Origin of the sequence: Telmatocola sphagniphila (assembly GCF_018398935.1) — a bacterium.
Classification (GTDB): Bacteria; Planctomycetota; Planctomycetia; order Gemmatales; family Gemmataceae; genus Telmatocola; species Telmatocola sphagniphila.
In genome coordinates, this window is record NZ_CP074694.1 from 3,082,516 (window position 1) to 3,103,815 (window position 21,300).

Below are 21,300 nucleotides of genomic sequence, written 5' to 3' on the forward strand. Positions count from 1 at the left end.
CAGTACAGAACCCTATCGCCACGCCGCGTCCTTAAATACGCGGCGTGTTTCTTTTTGAATTAAGATTAATCAATTACAAATTCGAAATACTTAATTTTAATCATATAAATTGCTTGAAATATCAACATTTTCGTCCCACATCTTGAATATTAGCAAATTAAATTTACAAGAATAGAAGATAACTAATCGCCGTAACGTTTAAAGGATCAGGACTTAGCAAATGGGCAAGAAGATTGAAGCAGGAGAAAAAGGAATGAAGAAGTCAGAAGCATTTCGATTAGCGGTAGAAGCATTGGGGATTGAAGCCCCCATCGGCGATATCGTTGATCACATGAAAGAAAAGTTCAATGTCGAAATCGACAAGAACATGGCATCGACCTACCGCTCCAACTTCAAAAAGAAGTTGGGCGTCAGCGGCACGCTGCGTAAACCTGCCGCCAAATCGAGCACGAACTCCAACGATGCTCTCGATTTCATGACCACGATTCGCGATTGGGAACGCAAACTCAGCCCCGAAATGATTCAGAAACTGGTCAACGTCATGTATCAGGGCTAATAATCGGTTCGCCTTCGCCCCACCCGCCTTCTCTCGCCGAAGTCTTCCCGTAGAATCGTCTTTGCCCCTGTAGGAACTTGAGATGATGCGACTTCTAACCCTTTTACTGGGAATAGTATCTATCACTTCCGGTTGTGGTAAAGACTCGGCGAATACACCCCGAGTTCCCGACTCCTATCCGGTACGGCAGGATTATCTGGTCGTCGCGCCTCCCAAGGCGACGGCTACCAAAGCCTACGAACCCGGCTATCCTCCTCTGAAGTCGCTCGACTTGCCGGATAGCCAGAAAGATACGGATCAGAAAGCTTTCGCCGCCGAACTTGAGAGCAAGAACATCGTGAAATGTTCTTCCATCGGGTTGGAAGAAAAGAAAGCCTTCGAAAAAGGACTCACCGCTTTATTCGGAACACCCGCAAGTCCGAAAATTGAACCATTAACGACCGATGTCGACAACGCGGCCGGGGATTTGAAACTCTCCCCCAATATGCTCGCCGCGGGTGGCGAACTCTTCCGGAAAAATTGCCTCCAGTGCCACGGTTTGACGGGTAACGGCAATGGACCAGTCGGTGCTTATCTGTTCCCCATGCCGCGCGATTACCGCCAGGGGCTCTTTAAATTCCTCACCACGGAACCCAATCCCGAAGGCACCAAACCCAGTCGACATGACCTGTTTAATACGATCTGGCGCGGCCTGCCGGGATCGGGAATGACGAGTTTCTCCGGCCTGCGACCGGAAGAAGTGGAAAGCCTGATCAGTCACGTCATCTATCTCGCCATTCGGGGAGAAGTGGAATACCAGACCATGAAAATGACGATCAAATTCGGTCTGGAAGCGGAAGACATCGAGTCGGAATTGAAGAAACAGACTCAGAAAATTGTTAAAATCTGGCACGATTCGCAAAAGCGCAGAATCGTGCCGGCTCCCAACCCGTACGTCACTGAAGAGCAGCAACTCGCCGCGGCCGCCGCGGGGGCTAAGCTGTTCCTCGACGGCCAGCAAGGGGCTTGCACCACCTGCCACGTCAATTACGGTCGCAATGCACTTTACCAGTATGATGCCTGGGGTACCATGGTAAGGCCTCGTAACCTCACGGTAGCGACTTACCGGGTCAGCACTGCACCGGAAGCCATCTACGCCCGCGTCTACGGTGGCATTCAAGGAAGCGGGATGCCCAGTCACGCTCACTTAATGCCCAAGCCGGGAGACAAAGATAATAAAATCTGGCAGTTGGTCTACTTTGTAAATGCCATCTCAAATCCCGATCTCCGTCAGAGATTGATGGATGAATTCCAGGTCAATCTCGATTGATCAGGGTAATTCGATTTTTTGAAATTTGAACTTTACCGGAACTTCAATCCAGGTTCCGGGATACTTATATTCCAGCGACCAACCCAGTAGCGAATTAATCTTTAAACCTTTCTTTTCGTCCTCTTCAAATCGATAGACAAAACGCCCATCGGCTTCTTCGAATCCTCGCGCCGGGAACCGCTTTCCCTCTGGGGAGATCAAACTCGCGGAGTGATATGCGAACCGATCTCTTTCAAAGCTTTCAAATTCAGCAAAATTGGTAGCCTTATATCGGGTCGTGATCGTCGCCGACCAAAACCGGCCATCTTTTTTCAGGCCCTGAAACTCCACGACCGATTCCGCCTGCTCCAGAGTTCTGCTCTTCTGCAGTTCCTGGAATTTTTCCGTTTTGAGTTCCGGACACAGGGTGATATTAACTTTCCCCTCCAAGGCCGTAATCGAGTGAGAAGTTCGGGGAATCGAGTAAATGGGAAGAACCAGCGTGGCAAAATTGCCCCGGGAGGCCGTCCGCACGCGGTTCTCCCGCGGCTGATATTTATTTTTGAGATCATCCATAAATTCCGAAATCTGCGGTTGCACATCGCAGCGGCATACAGAAAAGCGCGGCTCCCAGGCCAGTTGAAACTGGAAGCTGGTCTTCTTCTCTCCGGTCCGGAAATCGCTTTCGGCCCGGACGTCCCGCAGTTCGACCCGGAAAGGCCCATCCACGGACAATTTTGGGGTTTTCAGCTGATGAGAAGTCAATCGCCAATCCAGCCCATTAACAGGAATTTCTATTACGCTGTTGGTAAGGTGTCCCAGTCGTTCAATGGCATTCCAAAAAGTCTCTTTGGAGTTCGTTGCAGCCCCGTTTACCGGCATAGGCGTTAAAATTCCACCAATCCTTACTTTTGTCTGCTTTTCAATTGCCTGAGAAATGGACTGGGCATCTTCAAAACGGGCTTCGATCTGCGTCGCTTGCAGGCGTGGATCCTCTGCCCGACAGTTTCCGAGCCCCAAACCCATAAAGACCACTAGAGCTAATTTCCGCACGGTTATCCTTCGTCGGGGGAATTTGCCGGTTTTTTCTTCGCTACGCCGCTGGAGTTTCCTAGCCAATGTCACTCCACAACGCTAATTTAACTAAGTAGGAAACTGGCGTGAACCGGCGTCTTCGAACTGCTTGATGAACCACTCCTTCGATCTCGCAACGCTTTCCAGCTTCCGTATCCTTCAAATACATCTTAATGCATTCAGGTCGGGAGTAATAGTACTATGAGCTCTGGCATTATTGCCGAACGAAACGTGTCGGTCCAGGATAAGCTTGATGTCGACCCGCTCGAAACCGCAGAGTGGATAGATTCGCTGGAAGCGGTCGTCAAAACGCAAGGTCCGGATCGCGCTCGATTTCTGATTGAAATGCTGATCGCCCGGGCCGACCGCTCCGGCACGAAATTGACCAGCGGTATCACCACTCCCTACCTCAACACTATTCCCACCGAAGAAGAACCGACCTTCCCGGGGGATCGCGAACTCGAGCGAAAAATCAAAAGTGCTATCCGCTGGAACGCGATGGCCATGGTCAACCGAGCTTACAATCGCAAAACCGGCGTTGGCGGCCACATTGCCACCTTCGCTTCCGCGGCCACGCTCTACGAGATCGGCTTCAACCACTTTTTCCGGGGCCGAACCGATTCGCAACTGGGGGACATCGTTTATTTCCAGGGACACGCCAGTCCCGGGATGTACTCTCGTGCGTTCGTGGAAGGCCGCTTGTCCGACAAGCAATTGGATAACTTCCGTCAGGAACTGCAACCGGGCGGCGGTCTGAGCAGCTACCCTCACCCCTGGCTGATGCCCGATTTCTGGCAGTACCCGACCGTGAGCATGGGATTAGGCCCCATCATGTCGATTTATCAGGCCCGATACGCCCGCTATCTGGTGGATCGCAGCCTTTGCAAATCCTCCGATGTAAAAATCTGGGCGTTCCTGGGTGACGGTGAGTGCGATGAACCCGAAACCCTCGGCAACATCTCGTTGGCCGGCCGGGAGAAACTCGATAACCTCATCTGGGTCATTAACTGCAATCTGCAACGACTCGATGGACCGGTTCGCGGCAATGGCAAGATCATCCAGGAACTGGAAGGCATCTTCCGCGGTGCCGGCTGGAACGTGATTAAAGTGATCTGGGGCTCCGGTTGGGATCCGATTCTCAAGAAAGATAAGACCGGTGCTTTGGCTCGCCGCATGGCGGAAGTGGTGGATGGGGAATACCAGTCCTACATCGTAAAAGGCGGGGCTTTCATCCGCGAACACTTCTTCAATTCTCCCGAATTGAAGCGGCTTGTCGAACACCTGACCGATGATCAACTGGAAGATCTTCCCCGTGGCGGACACGATCCTGTTAAAGTCTACGCCGCGTATAAAAAAGCTTACGATCATCGGGGCCAGCCTTCGGTTATTCTGGTCAAGACGGTCAAAGGTTATGAGATCCCCGGTGATGGTGGCGAAGGGAAAAATACCACGCATCAGAAGAAAGATCTCAGCGTCTCCCAGATGAAGACCATGCGGGATCGATTCTCGATTCCGATTTCGGACGACAAGATTAGCGATTGCCCCTACTACATTCCGCCCGCCGATAGTCCCGAAATCAAATATCTTCACGAACAACGCCGCAAACTTGGCGGTTATCAGCCCTCCCGCAACAACAAGTTCACACCCATTACCCCACCGAAAGCCGAATCCTTTGAATCGAGCCACCAGGCCACCGGCCAGGGCAAAGGCCGTTCGACGACATTGGGTTGGGTAGTGTTGATGGACAAGCTGATGAAAGACCCCAACGTCGGCAAATTGATCGTGCCGATCGTGCCCGACGAAGGCCAGACTTTCGGTCTGCCAGGTCTTTACAACACCTTCGGGATCTACAGTCGGGTTGGCCAACTCTACGAACCGGTCGATGCGGGTTCGCTGACGATGTATCGCGAAACCAAAACCGGCCAGTTCTTCCAGGAAGGGATCAACGAAGCGGGCAGTATGGCCAACTTCATCGCCGCAGGCACGGCCTACAGCACCTATGGCGTCAACACCATCCCGTTCTACGTTTATTATTCAATGTTCGGCTTCCAGCGCGTCGGCGACCTGATCTGGGCCGCCGCCGATAGCCGTTGCCGGGGCTTCCTCATGGGGGGCACTGCGGGACGCACCACGCTTAACGGCGAAGGTCTTCAGCACGAAGACGGTCACAGCCTGATCGTGGCCATGACCGTTCCCAATTGCCGGGCATACGATCCCGCCTGGGCTTACGAAACGGCCGTTATTATTGAAGACGGTATCAACCGAATGTTCGTCAAGGGAGAAGATATCTTCTACTACCTGACGATCTATAACGAAAGCTACGATATGCCAGCGATGCCCCCGGGCGTTCGCGAAGGCATCCTCAAGGGCTTGTACCCATTCAAACGGGAAGCGGTTTCCGGCGCCAAGGCGGAGGTACAGTTGCTCGGCAGCGGCGTGATTCTCAACGGCGTACTGAAAGCGCAGCAGATTCTGGCCGAGAAATACCATATCTCCAGCACCGTCTACAGCGCAACGAGTTATCAGGAACTGCGACGGGATGCCATCGAAACCGAACGCTGGAACCGGTTGCACCCGACCCAAAGCAAGAAAAAATCCTACGTCGAACAGGTTCTGGGCTCCACGAAGGGCCCCATTATCGCCTCCTCGGATTACATGCGAATGCTGCCCGAGCAGATTGCCCCCTATTTGAATAATCGGATGCTGGCCCTGGGAACGGATGGCTTTGGCCGTAGCGAATCCCGCAAGGCACTGCGTCGATTCTTCGAAGTAGATGCCGAGTCGGTAGTGATATCCGCCATGTATGCGTTGGCCGAGCGTGGCGAAATCGACCGAACTCTCGTCGCTCAGGCGATCAAGGACCTGAATTTCGACACTGAACGGCCGCATCCCTGGACCGTTTAATCGATCGACCTTTAGACCCGGGCAGCGTGGAGAGCAATCAGGAATTGTCCTCTTCGCTGCCCGGGTCTGTTTTCGCAATGCTAGACGCGCTATAGATTAACTACCACTCTTACAACAAAACCACGAAGCCGATAAGGCTCGTTTCCCGGCCAGAGGTTGGTTCATGGATTTTCGACTTCCGGAACTTGGCGAAGGTATTGCTTCCGCAACCATCACCAGTATCAGCGTCAAAGCGGGCGATTTGGTAACTCCCGGCCAGACTTTGCTGGAAGTAGAAACCGATAAAGCCTCCATGCCCATCCCGGCACCGATCGAGGGCAAAATCGATAGCATCCTGGTCAAAAAAGGCGATCAGGTCAAAGTCGGTTCTGTGATATTGAATCTCAGCGGAGGTACAGCGGCGGCCTCCAACCCGGCCCCGGCCCCCGCAGCACCGACACCGACAGCGGAAACTAAACCTTCGCCAACTCCAGTCCCGGCCCCGGCAGCCAGCACAGTAGCGAGCAGCCGCGTCGAATTGAAATTGCCGATTCTCGGTGAGGGTATCGAAGGTGGTACGATCACCACCGTCTCCGTGAAAGTCGGAGATACCGTCGAAAAAGATCAGGTTCTTTTCGAAATCGAGACCGATAAAGCTTCGATGCCGATTCCCAGCACCACTGCGGGGAAAGTCGAAGAAATCAAGGTAGCCCGGGGACAGCAAGCCAAGATCGGTTCGGTCCTGGCCGTGATCTCCGGTTCGGCCCCTGCAGGTAGTGCTGCCTCCACTCCGGCCAACGGTACTCCCGCTGCCCCGGCGAAATCGGCATCCCCACCGGTCGCTCCCGCTCAAATAATTGAAGCACCGGCCCCGGTCAATCGCGTCAAGTCGGCACTGGTTCCTGCCGGCCCGGCAACGCGTCGGCTGGCCCGTGAACTCGGTATCGACCTTTCCGATGTCCCTGGAAGCGCTCGTGGCGGTCGCGTCACGTTGGATGATATTAAAGCGTATACGCGAAAACGAATTCAAGGCGTGCCGTCTACAAGTGTTCCGGCCGCGGGTGCGGGGACTATTATTCCTCCCCTGCCCGACTTTTCAAAATACGGCCCCGTGGAAAAGAAGCCCTTTACCACCCTGCGAAAAGCTATTGCCCGCAATCTGACTCTCTCCTGGAATGTCGCCCCTCAGGTTACCCAACACGATCTAGCGGATATTACCGAACTCGAAGCCGGCCGCAAACGCTTCGTGGAATCGACTCCCAAGGGCTCTGCTAAAGTAACGATGACCACCCTGGTCGTCAAAGCTTGCGTGGCCGCTCTGAAGGCCTTCCCGCACTTTAATTCCAGCTACGATCCGCACGCGGGCGATAATGGCGAGATGGTTGTCAAGAAGTACTACCACATCGGCATTGCCGTCGATACGCCGCGCGGCCTGGTAGTACCCGTCATTCGCGATGCCGACAAGAAGACGATGCTGGATCTGGCCCGAGAAATTCAGGATCTGGCCGAGAAGGCCCGCGATGGCAAGTTGTCGCCCGACGAAATGCGGGGCGGTACCTTCACTATCACGAATCTGGGGGGTATTGGTGGCACCTATTTCAGCCCGATTTTGAACTACCCGGAAGTGGCCATTCTCGGTCTTTCACGCAGCACCCTGCAACCTGTTGTCCGCGAAGGCAAGATCGAACCTCGCCTGATGCTGCCATTGAGTTTGACTTACGATCACCGGGTCATCGATGGCGCCGACGGAGCTCGCTTCACCAGTCGCATTGCCTCCATGCTGGCCGATCCCTCGCGTCTGATGTTCGAAAGTTAACTCGAGATAGAGCGGGTGGGGTATGATCGATTCCGAGGATGAACTCTATCCTCTCGATGATGATCGGCCATCGAGAAATGCTGAGGAGACTCCTCTTCCCGTTAAACCTTTGGATCCTCGCCCGAGTCTGATCAATCCGGAACCGTTCGTTTCGTACGATCCGCCAAGCTACAAGATCAAAGGGGATCGACCGAAAAAATCGCTGATCACGGTCTCCGCCGGAGCCTGGACTTCCTTCGCGATGATTCTGGCGGGCCTGGGAATAGCCTATGCGGGGAAGGTCAATCCGGGTGTTACGATCGTCGGCATCGGGCTTTGTTTTGCAGGCGTTGTGAAGCTGCTATTGAATATTAAGGGTTACGAAGAATAAATCACGAGTCCATCCATGAGCGAAATCAATAAGGAAACGCAACTTCTCGTCATTGGGGGAGGCCCCGGCGGCTACCCGGCCGCCCTGGCGGCTGCGGATCATGGCATCAGAGTGATCCTCGTCGATGCCGATCCGAAATTGGGCGGAGTCTGCCTGAATCGCGGTTGCATTCCTTCAAAAGCTCTGCTGCACGTTGCCAAAATGATCAACGAAACACGAGAAGCCGAGGAATGGGGCGTTCATTTCAGCCCGGCCAAAATCGATCTCCCCAAGTTGGCTTCCTTCGTTCAGCAGAAAGTCATCGGCAAACTGAACGGCGGCGTGGCGGCCTTGTGCAAGGGCCGCGGCGTGGAGGTCATCAACGCCAAGGCCATTTTCGAAGGCCCTAATACGGTGCGGCTCGAAGGAGCCAACACTGGGCGAATCAAGTTTGAAAACGCGATCGTGGCAACCGGTTCGGTTCCTGCCATGCCTCCCGCTTTTGCCCTCGGCGATCCGCGAATCATGGACTCCACTGGAGCCCTGCAACTCCAAGACATTCCCTCCAAATTGCTGATCATCGGCGGCGGCTACATCGGCCTGGAAATCGGAACCGTTTACGCGGCTCTGGGGAGCAAAATCACGGTCGTCGAGTTCACCGATGGCCTATTGCCGACGGCGGATCGCGACTTGGTGGTTCCGCTGGAAAAGCGGCTGCGAGCCAGCTTCGAGAACATCTATCTGAATACCAAAGTTGCCTCTTTGCAGCCAACGCCGCAAGGAATTGTAGCTACTCTCGAAGGCAAAGATGTGCCTGGCCAGATGACCTTCGACCGAGTTCTCGTATCCGTCGGCCGTCGGCCAATCTCGCAAGGATTCGGTTTGGAGACAGCGGGCGTCGCAGTCGACAAAAAAGGCTTCATTCTGGTCGATGCCCAACGTCGGACCAATGTGCCGAATATCTATGCGATTGGAGACGTGGCCGGTGAACCGGGACTGGCTCATAAAGCGACGGCTGAGGCCAAAGTGGTTGTGGAAGCTCTTCTGGGTGAACCGGCTGAGTTTTCCCCCAAGGCCATCCCCGCCGTGGTCTTCACCGATCCTGAACTGGCGTGGTGCGGCTTGACCGAGCGGGATGCGCAGGCTCAGAACATTCCCTATGAAAAGACTGTTTTTCCGTGGGCGGCTTCGGGTCGGGCGATCACTTTGGCTCGAACTGAGGGATTCACCAAAATGTTGTTCGATCCCGAATCGAAACGGGTTCTGGGCATTGCTTTTGTGGGTGTGGGCGCGGGGGAAATGATTGCCGAAGGTGTGCTGGCCGTCGAAATGGGCGCTGTGGCTCGCGATCTGGCCGATAGCATTCATGCCCATCCCACACTGTCGGAGACGGTGATGGAAGCTTCCGAACTGGCTATCGGTTCGGCCACCCACTTGGCCAAACCCAAGAAAGTGGCCAAGTAAGGTTACGAAAAGCAGAATCCGTAAGAGGCTTTCGCTTACGGATTAAAGAAATATTGAACGGGCTTTGGTTCCATTATCATCCCGGCAACCGCAGCGTTGATCAATGTGACCATATAGCCCACAAAAAGGGCTTTCAGTCCCAGTTTCGCCAAATCGGATCGCCTTCCCTCGGCCATGGCTCCAATGCCGCCGAGTTGAATTCCAATCGAAGCGAAATTCGCGAAACCGCTCAAGGCGTAAACGGTCAGAAGTTGCGATCGTTGGCTCAGGCAAACCGTGTCCTGAATGGCCGCGCCCACCACTCCCATGCCTGCTCCCATCCCGAGCTTCATGGTGGGATTCATCCCAAGCACGGCGTCCTTCGTGAACTTCACGTAGGCCACATGTTCATTCGCCGCGAGTTTAATTCCCAGCAGGCTCCCCACGCGTTCCGATTCACTCGGTTCAATCCCCATGAGGATGGCCACCGGCTGGAACAGAATCCCCATGATTTTCTGGATGCTCCATTCCGGCCAAATCGAACCGATAATGGCATCGAAAAGGGCAATGAAGGCCAGAAAGGCGATGAGCATGGCCGCGACGTTCATCGCCAGAAACAGACCGTCTTTCACGCCGCCAGCCGCCGCATCGATGGCGTTGGCATGAGTCCGCGGCACTTTGATATCCGCACCGTCGGATGTTTCTGGTGTATCAATTTCCGGCATGACCAGTTTGCTCAAATAGAGACTGCATGGACACGCGATAATGCAGGTGCAGAGAATCGAAACCGGATCAGCCCCGTAAGAGATATAAACGGCCATCATTCCCCCAGAGATGTGAGCCATGCCGCTCGCCATCAGCGTTAGCAATTCGGATTTTGTCATGCGGGGAATAAAGGGTTTCACGATCAAAGGAGCTTCCGTCTGACCCATGAATACGTTGGCGGAAACGGACAACGTTTCCGCTCCGCTAGTTCCCATCACGTAACGCATGAGGAAAGCAAAAAAGCGAACAATCAACTGCAGAACGCCGAGATAATAGAGCACGCTGAAGAAAGACGAAATAAAGATGATCGGCGGCAATGCTTTAAATGCAAAAACAAAGCCGGAAGGTCCGCCCGGTTTGGAGAGCGATCCAAAGACGAAATCGGCGCCTACATCGGAACAGGCGATGAGCGTTTTAATTCCCTCCCCCACAACCTCGAAAACTCGTCGCACGTCATCGAATTTCAACACCGCATAAGCGAGACTGAATTGAAGCAGAATCCCCCAGAACAGGGTCTTAAGTTTGACACGCTGGAGATTATTCGAAAAAGCGGCGGCTGTACCTAGAAAGCACAAAAACCCTAGAGCTGATTGCCCGCGGTGGCCCAGTTTCTCCGCATAGGCAATCGTGAAAACGATCAGACCAGCTACGACTACGCTAATGCCCAATCGCAGAGGTAGCGGCGTGCCAACCGTTGGGTTCATGCTCTTTCCTGGTGAATAGCAATGGAAGACGGATTCAACGTGTCGTTAAATCCATCAAAATTTCTTACACAGAGAGGTAATTAACTGCAAGCAATTAAATGGTTTACTTCGATTCGAATATAAATTGAAGCGAAGTTTCGTCCAATTGGGCCGGCATCCAGCTACGAACTTTCAACGACTCCTTCTTCTTGGAATCGGCCGAGATCTTCAGAAGGACCTCAAAATTAGTACCATTTTTTCGAATGACCCAGGTCGCGGGACAACTCAGAGAACTGGTTTGGTATACAGTGACTCGCCGCCCTTCCCCGGCCACAGCAATTAGGCTCGTCGAAGCCAAGGTTTGAGATTCCGTCAGGGTCGAAAACTTTTTCGGCGATTCGATCCACTTCGGCGGAGTCGTCGAAGTAGCTACTAGTAACCAGGTTTGCTGGCCATCGGGAGCCTGAAGCGAATAATCTCTTTCGAGACCGTTCATCGAGGAGGAAGCCAGTGGTCGCGGCTTCTCCGAGATCTGAAGCGGCTCCGCCGAATCGCTCTTAACGCGATACCGGAAGGTCGGCAGCCCGTCTTTATCGAGAGCATAACCCTCGAAGTTCAGCCGCGGTTCACCATCGAATCGCTTCAGGTCGGGTAAGCGAGCCCCGTACGCGGGATCGTTCTTGCGAGTTTTAAAGTCAGGTGCTTCATTACTGGAAGTTGCCGCCCAGGGATTCACCTCGGGTGCGGCCCAGATTTTTGTACCCAGGATCTTGGCGGGGGCACCACCGCGATCATTCCATACGGGGGAGGCATCGAGGAAGTTGCCCGACCAGACATAGGCCGTGCGACAAGTGGCCGCATCGAAGACCATATTCAGATGCCCCGGGTAGCCGACGGCGATGCTCCGGCTACCGGTTTCCGGCATGAAAGTCCGTAAAATCTCAGCTCGCTCCCGAACGGCGATGGTCACCCCCTTGGGCGGTTCAAGACCGAAGGGCAAGGGCATCGTCGGTCCGAGGGACATATAGGCCCACATGGCATCGGCCTGCTTATGGCTGTCACCTCCCAGCAAGTTGGGAAGCGGTGATTTACCGTTCACGAAGATCTGCGGCATACGCGTATTCGGAGCCATCCGCTGCGGTTGCTCCAGCCAGCGGAGATACCAATCGTATCGGACGCGTTGATTGGTCGTCGCCAGATCCGGCCCACGCGTACCCGTGTTCGGAATACCCGCAATATCGTGGCAGGAAATACAGCCCAGGCCATTTTTCCCAACCATCAGCCGTCCTGCATCCAGCAGTTCCTTGGAAGGAGCCACTACCTGAATCGAATCGTCCGGCTCGGCGGCTTCGACCCGGCTCAAGCCTTCCACAAGAAATTGGATATTGGCGGAGCCATACTGCGGCATTCGAAGCCCCATCCAGGGACGCGAACGCCCCGATTCCAACAGCAGTTGCCGGAACCAACTCGTTCTCAATTTGTGGCCGACGCCCGTAAGAACGGGCGGCCGAATATCATCGACATTTTCGGCTTTTTCCGATTTCTTAATCAGCTCCGCCAGATCATTCGAAATCCCGCCTTCTCCGTCGCGCTGATGGCAGTTCAGACAGGCAAATCGTTTGAAGGCCAGACTTGTTTGATAGGAAGTGGCTTTATTTCCCGGCCAGACTTGTTTCGATTTCAAGAAGGTCTGCAAAGCCGTTTTCTGATTTTCGTTGAGACTGTAGCGCGGACCTTTGGAGTGGGTGAGTGAAGTACAACCGGGTTGCGTGCTGGCCCGAATTTCTTCCAGTGCCGGATATTTACCGACGGACAGCTTGGATCCTGGAGTTTCGATAATGTGACAATTCACGCAGCCCTTGGTGGCAACCAATTTCTGCCCGATAATTTGCCACTGCTTTGCCGAATCCACTTTGGCGAATTCCGCTTTCTCTTTATCGGTAGAGACCGCCTTGCTGACCAGACCAGCGGAAGGCGGCTGATTCAGCGCGGACATGGCGGGAAGCTGTTCGGTCGATTGCAGGAGATAACGGGCTATGTTGACGGTATCCGCGCCCGCGAGATTCATGTTCGGCATACGGCCATGCGGATTCGTATAGAGCGGATTCTGCAAGTACTCGATGAGAGACTGTTCCGTAAATTTGCTCCCGACAGTGCCCAGAGGATATTCCCAGGATACCGCCGCCACACCTCCAAAACCATAGACGCCTGTGTCCAGCTTGTCCTTGGAGATCGCTTTGGGATGACAGGCAACGCAGCCGATGGATGTAAACAGGGTCTGCCCGGCATTGATTGATTTCAGGAAGTCCTGCGGTCGGCTTTTGTTTGCGGGCCGATTCGAGGAGTTCCCCAACGTCGACAGATACGCCGTCACGGCTTTCGCTTCCGCTCTGCCTTCTTCATCATCAGCGAATAATTTAGGCATCGCGGTGGAGGGACGAAGCTTAGTAGGATCCAACAGCCAGCTGTGTAGCCAGTTGGCGTTCGTCCGGCTAGCAATCTTCGAAAGATTCGGGCCCGTGCGATCCGGAATCCCCGCCTTCACCGGGTCGCCACTTGTATGGCATTTGGAGCAGGCCATTTCTTCAAACAAAAACCGGCCGTATTCCGTCGAATTCGAAGCAGAAATATCTTTAGGTAGTGTGGCCAGTTGATGGCCGAGGACGGAGGGTGGAATCGTTTCCCGGCGGGATTCCGGGGCCTTCCAGAAAAGCTCCAATCGTCCGGGGGAGGTCGTCGCGGTGTATTCCAGGGTGATCGGCCAGATTCCCGATTGCAGTTCCAGGGGAGCCGATGTCACATTGGTTCCAGTGGAAATGACATTATCAAAAACACTCTTCGAGCCAATTTTGAACGTCAACTTACCGTTGAGATTAGCGTCGAAACGGTAGGAACCATTACGCAAAATACTCAATGTTCCCTGCCATTTGACGGTGTATTTGCTGACGTCTATTACCGGATGCGGACTTTCACCGCTCGGAACGTTTAAAGCGATCATCGGTTCCAGTCGCTGAACCCGATTTTGAGCATCCTGATATTCGACCAGAATCCCCGGCTTGATTTGATCTGGTTCGATGTCCTGAACTCGATTCGAATCCACAGCACCGACGGAGACGGGAAGTATCAGTGCGTAACTGAGGAGAATAGCAAGTCGCATCATAGAAAGAGCCATGGCAGGAAGGATTCAACTGACGGCGATTATCGAATTAGTAGTAGCAAAATGAAAGCAAAAATTCGCGATTCGTCGGAGATTTAAAAGAAAAAGGCGAAGAATTACTCTTCGCCTTCGCAGTTAGATTTTTTTTATTTAATCATCAAACATGCTGCGGAGGAGTCGGGGCTTTTTCCTCGACTTTGGGAGCCGCTACGGGTGCGGGAGCATCATCGAACTTTGGGGCGGCCGCCGTGAGTCGCTGCGGCGGGCGGAGTGGTTCGGGATCAACCGTACGAGCCGCCGTCATGTTGGTCGGTTCGACTTCATCTTCCAGACCTTTGACACCCTTTTTGAATTCGGTGATGGTCTTGCCCAGCGATCGGCCGATTTCCGGCAGCCGACGTCCGAAGAGCAGAATGCCCACGACCAGCAGCACGATCATCATGCCCGGACCGGGGACAAAATTCGCAAAAATAGCATTCATCAAACGGTTCCTCATGTATCGAGGCAGGACCGATTAACCGAGGCTGAAGGTAGCCTCCATCGGCATAATTGAAAAGTGCTATAAGGCTTTTCAGCAGCACAAATTTATTCTAACACTCGGTCCCGCGGTCAGGCAAGCCGATAGCGGGGTATTTTCCCCCAGATCGGTCAGTTTATTTGAAGTTTTGCACGCGAATTTGAACGTTGACCGCGAAATGGTCGCTAAAACCTCGCTCCCCCTCGGTCTTGGGATTGCCGAACGGAAAAGGTTCGCCCCGGCTGTTCTTGCCAGTTTTGCGCAGTTCCTTGGGAGCAAAAATCGCCGTCGTTTTGGGATCGCAGACCCAGCCTCGACCATCCAGCATGCCCCGGGAGACGCAAATATGGTCGAATGTGCTCCAGTGTCCTTTGCCGTAGATGGTGCCTTTGATGGCTCCCGTGCCATCAAAGCGAGCGGACAGATCGAGCAGTTTCAACTGATCGCCCGCTTCCCCCCGGATCACCTCTTCGGGATCGTTGCTGGCGTGCAAGCCATGCTGCACCGAAGAATCTTTGAATTCATCGTTAAAGTCTCCACAGACGATGACATCGGCCTCGGGGTTAGATGTGGCAATTGCGCGGAATCGACCATAACAGGTTTCCGCATAGGTCATGCGATGGCTATCGGTATTCGCATTCACCCGGCTGGTCCAGTGCGCGGCGATAACCGTCAGATCGTAGCCGTTGACGTTGATATGCCCTTCAATCACCCGGCGATAACCATTCTTTCCCAGTTGCTGGGTGCGATTGGCATCCACGGGTAAGCGCGTCAGGATAGCCGGGCCGAAACGTCGGCCGGTGTTGTCCGGTTTAAAGAGAATATTTTTGTAGGCCAGATTCTTGAGCCCTTTTGCTTCCAGAGCGGCATTAACCGATTGCCGGAGGGCATCGACTGATCGTTCGCTTTCCACTTCGCACATGCAAAGAATGTCGGGGCCGACGCCTTGATTCATCATCATGATGGCTTCAGTCAAGTGTTTGACTTTCAGCTTGAACATATCGGGGTTCTTGGCATACCAGTTTTCCATTTCGTCGTGGCTTTTGGGATCGGCCTGATCATCGAAAAAGTTTTCCATGTTCCAGGTGCAGAACTGATAGACCTTGTAGTCGCCATCCCCGCCTCCGACCGCCGAGCTGTTACTGGTCGAATGATCGCCGTTGGAGATTTTTCCCAGGAATTGTTCGGGATTGCAGCCCACTATCGTGGCGCAAAGAGCTCCGAGGAATATCGGAAAACCGAAAAGAAATCCTACCCTGCTTTTGCAAATCAGCGCCCACATCCCTAAGCCTCCTGCTTATGGCGTGCCCCGTAACCCGACGAATGCAATCGCATCTTTGCCGAGTTTGAGCAAGTTCATCTGGACGGAATTTTTGACTTTGTGTATCGACTGGAGTGGTAACACCGAAGGAGGAATCTCATGTATATTCGGTTAAGCTGGTTAACGCTGGTCGCCGGCGTAGGTCTGGGAATTTTCGGCACGATGGTTTTCGGAGGTTCTCCTCCGCCGTTCCATCATTTTACTCCCCAGCCTGCCTATGCTTCCAACGGCGATCGCTTCCAGGAATATGTGATGATGTCCGGGGCGGCCTCCTTCAATCCGAAAGGGCAGACCGACTGTTTATGGCTGCTCGACAAGAAGAGCAACAAGCTGCTCGCAACCATTATCGACCGCACGAACGCTCGGATTCCCGGATGGACGGAAGTCTCTTTAGCGCAAGAATTCGGTGTGAATGAGAAAAACGAGCCTCATTTTTTGATGACTACGGGAATGATTGCTCAGGGACAGGCGGCTTTATACGTCGTTGAAACGAACACCGGAAAAATTGGAGTTTACACGTTGGGCGGAACCAGCGAAGCCCCGGGCTTCGTGATTCGACGCCACGACTTGGGTAGCTTCCGCGCTGAAGCGGTCGGCCTTCCAGAAAGATTGAAATAGTCTTCCCAGCGAATCGTCATCCCGGGCCGAAGCCCGGGATTTTTTTATCCTAAATTAACCCTGGAAATCTTCGGCAAAGGCCTTGGCCGAGAGATCGCTTCCGGTGACATGTTTGGTCAGCCCGCGCCAATCATACAGTTTGCCCGGAACAAACACTTTCTCTTTCATGAAATTCCCGGCTTCTTTCTTCCCGACGTAAGTAACGGAAGAGGGTTTCACATTCTCCCCGTATACCGCTTTCACCAGGGCATGGTGCACCTGGGAAGCAAACAATTGTCCCATCATGTAGTTGTGGTAATAAACCGGGGAACTGCAAATGTGGATCTTGGCCGCATAATCCGGTTCGTGACGCCCGTGCGGGGTTTTGACGAGTTGATATTTCTCCACATTATCCCACCAGAGCTTGTTCAGATCCTGCTCGGGATTTTCGTACATCCCCTTTTCGAACCTCAACATCACCTGGCACCAGCGGGAGAAAATCAAAAGCTCATTCCGAAGGACTTTAGCGGCTGCTTCGTCGAATTTCTTGGGATCTTCGACTTTGATGCCCATCTCTTCCAGCCAAGCCCGGCTCTTTGAGAACTTCTGAAATTGCATGGCCACCCCTTCGGTCGTCAGGATGTGCGACTCTGAACGCAAGATATACGGCACCGATTGCGGGATATTCTTGCTGCTGTAAACGCTATGCCCTAATTCGTGGAGCATCGTTCCCATCCAATATTCGTTGGGAACGATGTTGGCGAGCACGCGCACATCGCCTTCGCGGTCGATATCGGTGCAGAAAGCGTGGGGAGATTTACCTTTTTTCTCATAAAGATCCGACTTGGCGATTACCGTATCAATCGGCAAGCCAATGCCGGCGTAGAAGTCTCTGCAAAGCTTCAAAATATCGGCTTTTTTGAATGGCGCATCCAGATCGGCATCAAATACCGCGGGCGATTCCTGGAAAAAGGGATCGTGATAGTGCCAGGGCATCAGCTCGGATACTTTGACGCCGCAATTCGCAGCCAGTTTTTCGTCGATTTCCGCTTTCGCTTTGGTGAACGGGACCCGGGTCAATTCATCGAGTTCATCGAATAGTTTGATGAGACTTTCGCCGTCCTGTTCGTTCAGAAACAATTGCATCGCATGGAAATTCTTGAAGCCGAGCTCGCTGGCTGCGTGATTCCGCAGACCGACTAGCTCTTTGAGATCTTTTTCGACGTTTTTGCCGACCCCCTTGGAAGCTTCCCAGAACGCTTTTCGTTCCGCCGAATTTTTGGATTCTTTCAAAACTTTGCGGACTTTGCTGTCGGGATATTCGGTCCCCTCCACCTGGGCGCGGTAGACGTTGAAGGCCTTCTCGACGGCGTTGGCCTTCTCCACCATCTTTTTCATCAGGGCGGGGTCGACCTGCTTTTCCAGATATATCAGGTAGAGAACATCAATCTGGCGGGCAATGTACTTGTCAGCGATCTCGCCTTTGTCCTTGGCCTCTTTCAGCGTCTTCAATTCGGCAAAAGTTTTCTTGTCCGAAAGAGCCTCATCGATTTTGTTCTGGGTGTCTTCTTTCTTCTGAAAATCGGCGTCTTTCCCGGAGACATTGGCATCCCACCAGGCAATGCCCGCGGCGATATCCAGCTTGTGGAATTTCGCTTCGTGAGCCGAGATGAATTTTTTCGCTCGATCCGTCATTTCAGGACTCGCTTGCAAAAGCGAAGGGACGGCCACCGCGGCGGCTCCCGTAGCTAAAAAGGTGCGTCGATCCATGTTGAAGCCTCTGGTTTACGTTGAGTAAACCCATTTTCCGAGAATAAAAGCGGGAATCAATAGGAGAGCGATGGCCAGGCCCCAGACACCAACGAAAATCGTAGCCAGGATGGCATCGAAAACGATCAGTCCGAAGATGCAGCGCTTCACCGCTTTTTGCACGGCCTGCGGAGTCGGTTCTCTCAGGGCCTGCAGCAAGGGCCGACCGATTCCCAGGAGGAAAACAGCCAGGAGTATTGGATAAATACTCTCTCCCAGAGTTTCCTGCTTCAGGTATTCGATACTCAAGGAACCCAATCCGGCGGCCAGAATGATCGCTGCTCCCAGAGCAAGAATCCCACGATTGCTCGTAGTCGCCTCCTGCTTGGCGAAGAAGGTCACGCCGAGAATGTAGAGCGATGTCGTGGCCGACAGAGCGAGGGGAATTTCGTGGTTTGGAAATTGAGCGAGCGTCAAACCGAGATACATATTCAAAAATCGACAGGCCGCCATGCTCACCGGGCCAATTAGTGTGTATTTCAGAACGCCATCGTAGAGGAGAATAGCCGCGACGAGAACGCAGGCGATGGAAAACGGCCCTCCCAGAGAAAATTTTTGATCTGCGAGGGCCGCGAAAATTAAACCGGCTAGGGTCAGCCCCATGGCGATAGACCATGCCACCGATTTGGAAATTTTCCCGGAAGGTAATGGGCGAAATGGCCGTTCTTTCCGGTCAATTTCCAAGTCGAAGAGATCATTGAAAACCATCCCGGCTGTGTATAGGCAACCCGAACAGACCAACAGGAGAAAGCCCCGGATAATCAGTTCAGAATCGACCGGTAATGTGAACAGAGCGATCAGAAAGCCAACAGCAATATCCGCGAAGGAGGAGAAAACGTTGGGGAGGCGCAGCAATCGCGCATAGGGGAGCAGTTTCATATGTTCATATTAGCGACGCGACGACCCATGCGACGGAATGGGGATTTACACGGCGTCGCAAAAACCGATTACATCATTGGCAAAATCTTTTCCCGGGCAGTCTTGGCCGCTGTATCGGGATTTTCGACGTAGGGATAGAGTTCAATCGTCACCCAGCCGTCGTAGCCGATCTTTTTCAAACTTTGAATCACCGGTTTGAAGTCGATCACCCCTTCTCCCGGCACTAAATGATGGTGCTTTCGCGTGGCAGCGATGTCTTCGAGATGAACGTGCTTGAGATACTTGGCCAGCCGCTCCACGGTCGTGGCCGGGTCGTCACTCACGCAGTAGCTATGGCCAATGTCGAAGTTCAATCCAATGGCTGGGCTATCAATATGCTTCATGAATTCTTCGAACTGATCGGCGGTCTCAATCAGCAGTTCCGGTTCCGGTTCCACCAGCAAGAGCACGCCTTCCTTCTCCGCATGCTCGGCCACCGGCTTAATCATTTCAATGAACAATTTTAAAGCCGACTGCCAGGATTGCCCTTTTTCCACCGGTCCGCCTGGTTCGGTCGTGATGCACTTCGCACCCAGCGCTTTGGCCAGTGTCAGAGCTCGCTTCGTATGCGTGATCCGGACCTGCCGATAGTTGCTGTCCATTTCAATCCAGGACGGGTACCAGTAAAGCTGTCGGGGGTCAGAGATCGCATGCATCATAAAGGAATTGATGTTCGAAATCTGCAGCCGATTTTTGGTCAAGTTGTCTTTGAGGGATTGGATCTGTTCGGGCAGGATGTAGGCCGGCCAGGCGTGCGGCACATCGGCCATAATCTCGATTCCCTCGTAGCCGAGTCCGGCCAGTCGGGAAGTCGCCTCAGCGAACGAAAATTTCAAATAGGCATTGGTGCTGAAAGCCAGCTTCATCGTGTCATACTCCGAGGTGATCCTTCAACATCTCAAATTGTTGAAAGAAATCGTGCTCCGTCACGCCGATGGGACTCTTGAAGAAACAGGCCAGATGTTTCAGAATCCCGACTTCGCCTTTCGATTGAGCATACAGCGATAGCCGAGCCAGATCCATAACCAGCGGCGCGGCCAGCATGGCATCGCATCCCTGCCAGGTGAACTGCATGGTCATTTTCGTTCCGAGGAACCCTTCGAAATGAATGTGGTCCCAGGCGGTCTTCCAATTCTGCATCGATTCAATGTATTCGATGCTGACATGCGTTTGCGGCTTATACCCGAGGATGCTCGAAACGCTGTGCTCTTTCGACTGCATTTTAGGCTGTTTATTGCGCGGATCGTCCAGCACATAGCCGTCGCCGCCGCCCAGAATGTTATGTCCCACCCAGCTGAGAACTTTGAAGTGGCGGGCGGCGAACATCGGCGCCAGGACAGTTTTCAGCAAAGTCTCGCCCGTTTTGGCGTCCTGACCGGCGTGCACGGTTTTGCGGACTTCCGCCAGTTCCGCCAGAGCCGGAATGCTCGCTCCCAGCGACGGAGTGAAATTCACATAGGCAAAACCGGCATCCAGAGCCGCATAGGCGTACAGGCTACTAGCCGGGAGTACCGCTTCGCCTTTGGCGAGAGCCTGATTCAAATCGGCCAGCCGAGCGTGGCAGTTTTGTGCGGGAAATTGCGTCTCCGTCGAAGAGACGTTGACAACGACGATCTGATCCAGCTGTTTTTTTTGCTTGAAGTCCCGCAGGTCTTCACCGATTTTCTGAATCGCCTGCAAAGGACTCGAAACCAATTGAATCCAGTTGTCTTGCCCCTGGGTTCGAATCCGCTCTTCGCAGGGTAACAACACGCCGGGGCGAATGTTACTCTGCCAGCTAACCAGATCCTCCTTACAGGCGTTGATCTGGGCGAGGGAGTAAAGCCCGGCCGCGGCATGCGTATCGGTCAGAATTTTGGTGAAGTCATCGGGGCGAAGATCGTGCCCGCCCAATTCGATTTCCTCGAAGTGAGCCAGGGGCAGCTTTTGGAACTCGGAAAGAGTCGTCACCATCCCGACCGGTGAAGCCAATCCGCGTTTCAGAGAAGCCAGACCTAAAGCCACGGTGGAGCCAATGCTGCCAAACGCGCCGATGAGCCACAGCCCCACACGCCGGGTTGCCATAATCGAAGCCTATATCCGAAAGAAAGGACCAGTGATCAGTGTATCTAATGGTAGGTACCA

16 protein-coding genes are annotated in these 21,300 nt (G+C 53.5%); 7 read left to right on the plus strand and 9 right to left on the minus strand.

Features of this window, described 5'->3' with window-relative positions; all coding sequences use genetic code 11:
* Positions 1-253: 253 nt before the first annotated feature.
* Positions 254-556, plus strand: a complete 303-nt coding sequence (locus tag KIH39_RS12225) for a hypothetical protein (RefSeq protein ID WP_213499808.1) — start codon at positions 254-256, stop codon at positions 554-556.
* An 82-nt stretch (positions 557-638) separates the two neighbouring features.
* Positions 639-1,865, plus strand: a complete 1,227-nt coding sequence (locus tag KIH39_RS12230) for a c-type cytochrome (RefSeq protein ID WP_213499810.1) — start codon at positions 639-641, stop codon at positions 1,863-1,865.
* On the opposite strand, the gene KIH39_RS12235 is transcribed toward KIH39_RS12230, so the two are convergent.
* On the minus strand, positions 1,866-2,897 hold the full coding sequence (locus tag KIH39_RS12235; protein ID WP_213499812.1) for a hypothetical protein: 1,032 nt from the start codon (positions 2,895-2,897) through the stop codon (positions 1,866-1,868). It abuts the gene before it with no gap.
* A 222-nt stretch (positions 2,898-3,119) separates the two neighbouring features.
* Here KIH39_RS12235 and aceE point away from each other — a divergent pair, with 222 nt between their 5' ends.
* The 4 genes from aceE to lpdA all read left to right on the plus strand — a co-directional run bounded on the left by aceE (position 3,120) and on the right by lpdA (position 9,430).
* A complete protein-coding gene (gene aceE / locus KIH39_RS12240) occupies positions 3,120-5,822 on the plus strand; it encodes a pyruvate dehydrogenase (acetyl-transferring), homodimeric type (protein WP_213499814.1) in 2,703 nt (900 codons plus the stop codon).
* A gap of 163 nt (positions 5,823-5,985) precedes the next feature.
* Positions 5,986-7,617, plus strand: coding sequence for a dihydrolipoyllysine-residue acetyltransferase (locus KIH39_RS12245; RefSeq protein WP_213499816.1), 1,632 nt, complete (start codon positions 5,986-5,988; stop codon positions 7,615-7,617).
* A gap of 22 nt (positions 7,618-7,639) precedes the next feature.
* Complete coding sequence (locus KIH39_RS12250; RefSeq protein ID WP_213499818.1) at positions 7,640-7,987, plus strand: hypothetical protein; 348 nt, start codon at positions 7,640-7,642, stop codon at positions 7,985-7,987.
* Between the two features lie 15 nt (positions 7,988-8,002).
* A complete protein-coding gene (gene lpdA / locus KIH39_RS12255; protein WP_213499820.1) occupies positions 8,003-9,430 on the plus strand; it encodes a dihydrolipoyl dehydrogenase in 1,428 nt (475 codons plus the stop codon).
* A 35-nt stretch (positions 9,431-9,465) separates the two neighbouring features.
* Here lpdA and KIH39_RS12260 read toward each other — a convergent pair whose 3' ends face one another.
* The 4 genes from KIH39_RS12260 to KIH39_RS12275 form a co-directional block, all read right to left on the minus strand.
* Entirely contained in the window at positions 9,466-10,878 is a 1,413-nt protein-coding gene (locus tag KIH39_RS12260) for a NupC/NupG family nucleoside CNT transporter (protein ID WP_213499822.1), read from the minus strand.
* A gap of 103 nt (positions 10,879-10,981) precedes the next feature.
* Entirely contained in the window at positions 10,982-14,029 is a 3,048-nt protein-coding gene (locus tag KIH39_RS12265; RefSeq protein WP_213499824.1) for a c-type cytochrome, read from the minus strand.
* A gap of 142 nt (positions 14,030-14,171) precedes the next feature.
* A complete protein-coding gene (locus KIH39_RS12270; RefSeq protein ID WP_213499826.1) occupies positions 14,172-14,495 on the minus strand; it encodes a twin-arginine translocase TatA/TatE family subunit in 324 nt (107 codons plus the stop codon).
* A 172-nt stretch (positions 14,496-14,667) separates the two neighbouring features.
* Entirely contained in the window at positions 14,668-15,813 is a 1,146-nt protein-coding gene (locus KIH39_RS12275) for an endonuclease/exonuclease/phosphatase family protein (protein WP_213499828.1), read from the minus strand.
* A 138-nt stretch (positions 15,814-15,951) separates the two neighbouring features.
* Here KIH39_RS12275 and KIH39_RS12280 point away from each other — a divergent pair, with 138 nt between their 5' ends.
* Positions 15,952-16,470, plus strand: a complete 519-nt coding sequence (locus KIH39_RS12280) for a hypothetical protein (protein WP_213499830.1) — start codon at positions 15,952-15,954, stop codon at positions 16,468-16,470.
* 54 nt (positions 16,471-16,524) lie between these two features.
* Here the strand turns inward: KIH39_RS12280 and KIH39_RS12285 are convergent, their stop codons facing one another.
* The 4 genes from KIH39_RS12285 to KIH39_RS12300 form a co-directional block, all read right to left on the minus strand.
* A complete protein-coding gene (locus tag KIH39_RS12285) occupies positions 16,525-18,219 on the minus strand; it encodes a M2 family metallopeptidase (RefSeq protein WP_213499832.1) in 1,695 nt (564 codons plus the stop codon).
* 15 nt (positions 18,220-18,234) lie between these two features.
* Positions 18,235-19,137, minus strand: coding sequence for a UbiA family prenyltransferase (locus KIH39_RS12290; protein ID WP_213499834.1), 903 nt, complete (start codon positions 19,135-19,137; stop codon positions 18,235-18,237).
* A 68-nt stretch (positions 19,138-19,205) separates the two neighbouring features.
* Entirely contained in the window at positions 19,206-20,042 is an 837-nt protein-coding gene (locus tag KIH39_RS12295) for a sugar phosphate isomerase/epimerase family protein (protein WP_213499836.1), read from the minus strand.
* Positions 20,043-20,046: 4 nt separating this feature from the next.
* Positions 20,047-21,240 carry an inositol-3-phosphate synthase gene (locus KIH39_RS12300; RefSeq protein WP_213499838.1) on the minus strand — a complete coding sequence of 398 codons (1,194 nt, stop codon included), beginning with the start codon at positions 21,238-21,240 and terminating at the stop codon, positions 20,047-20,049.
* Positions 21,241-21,300 lie beyond the last annotated feature (60 nt).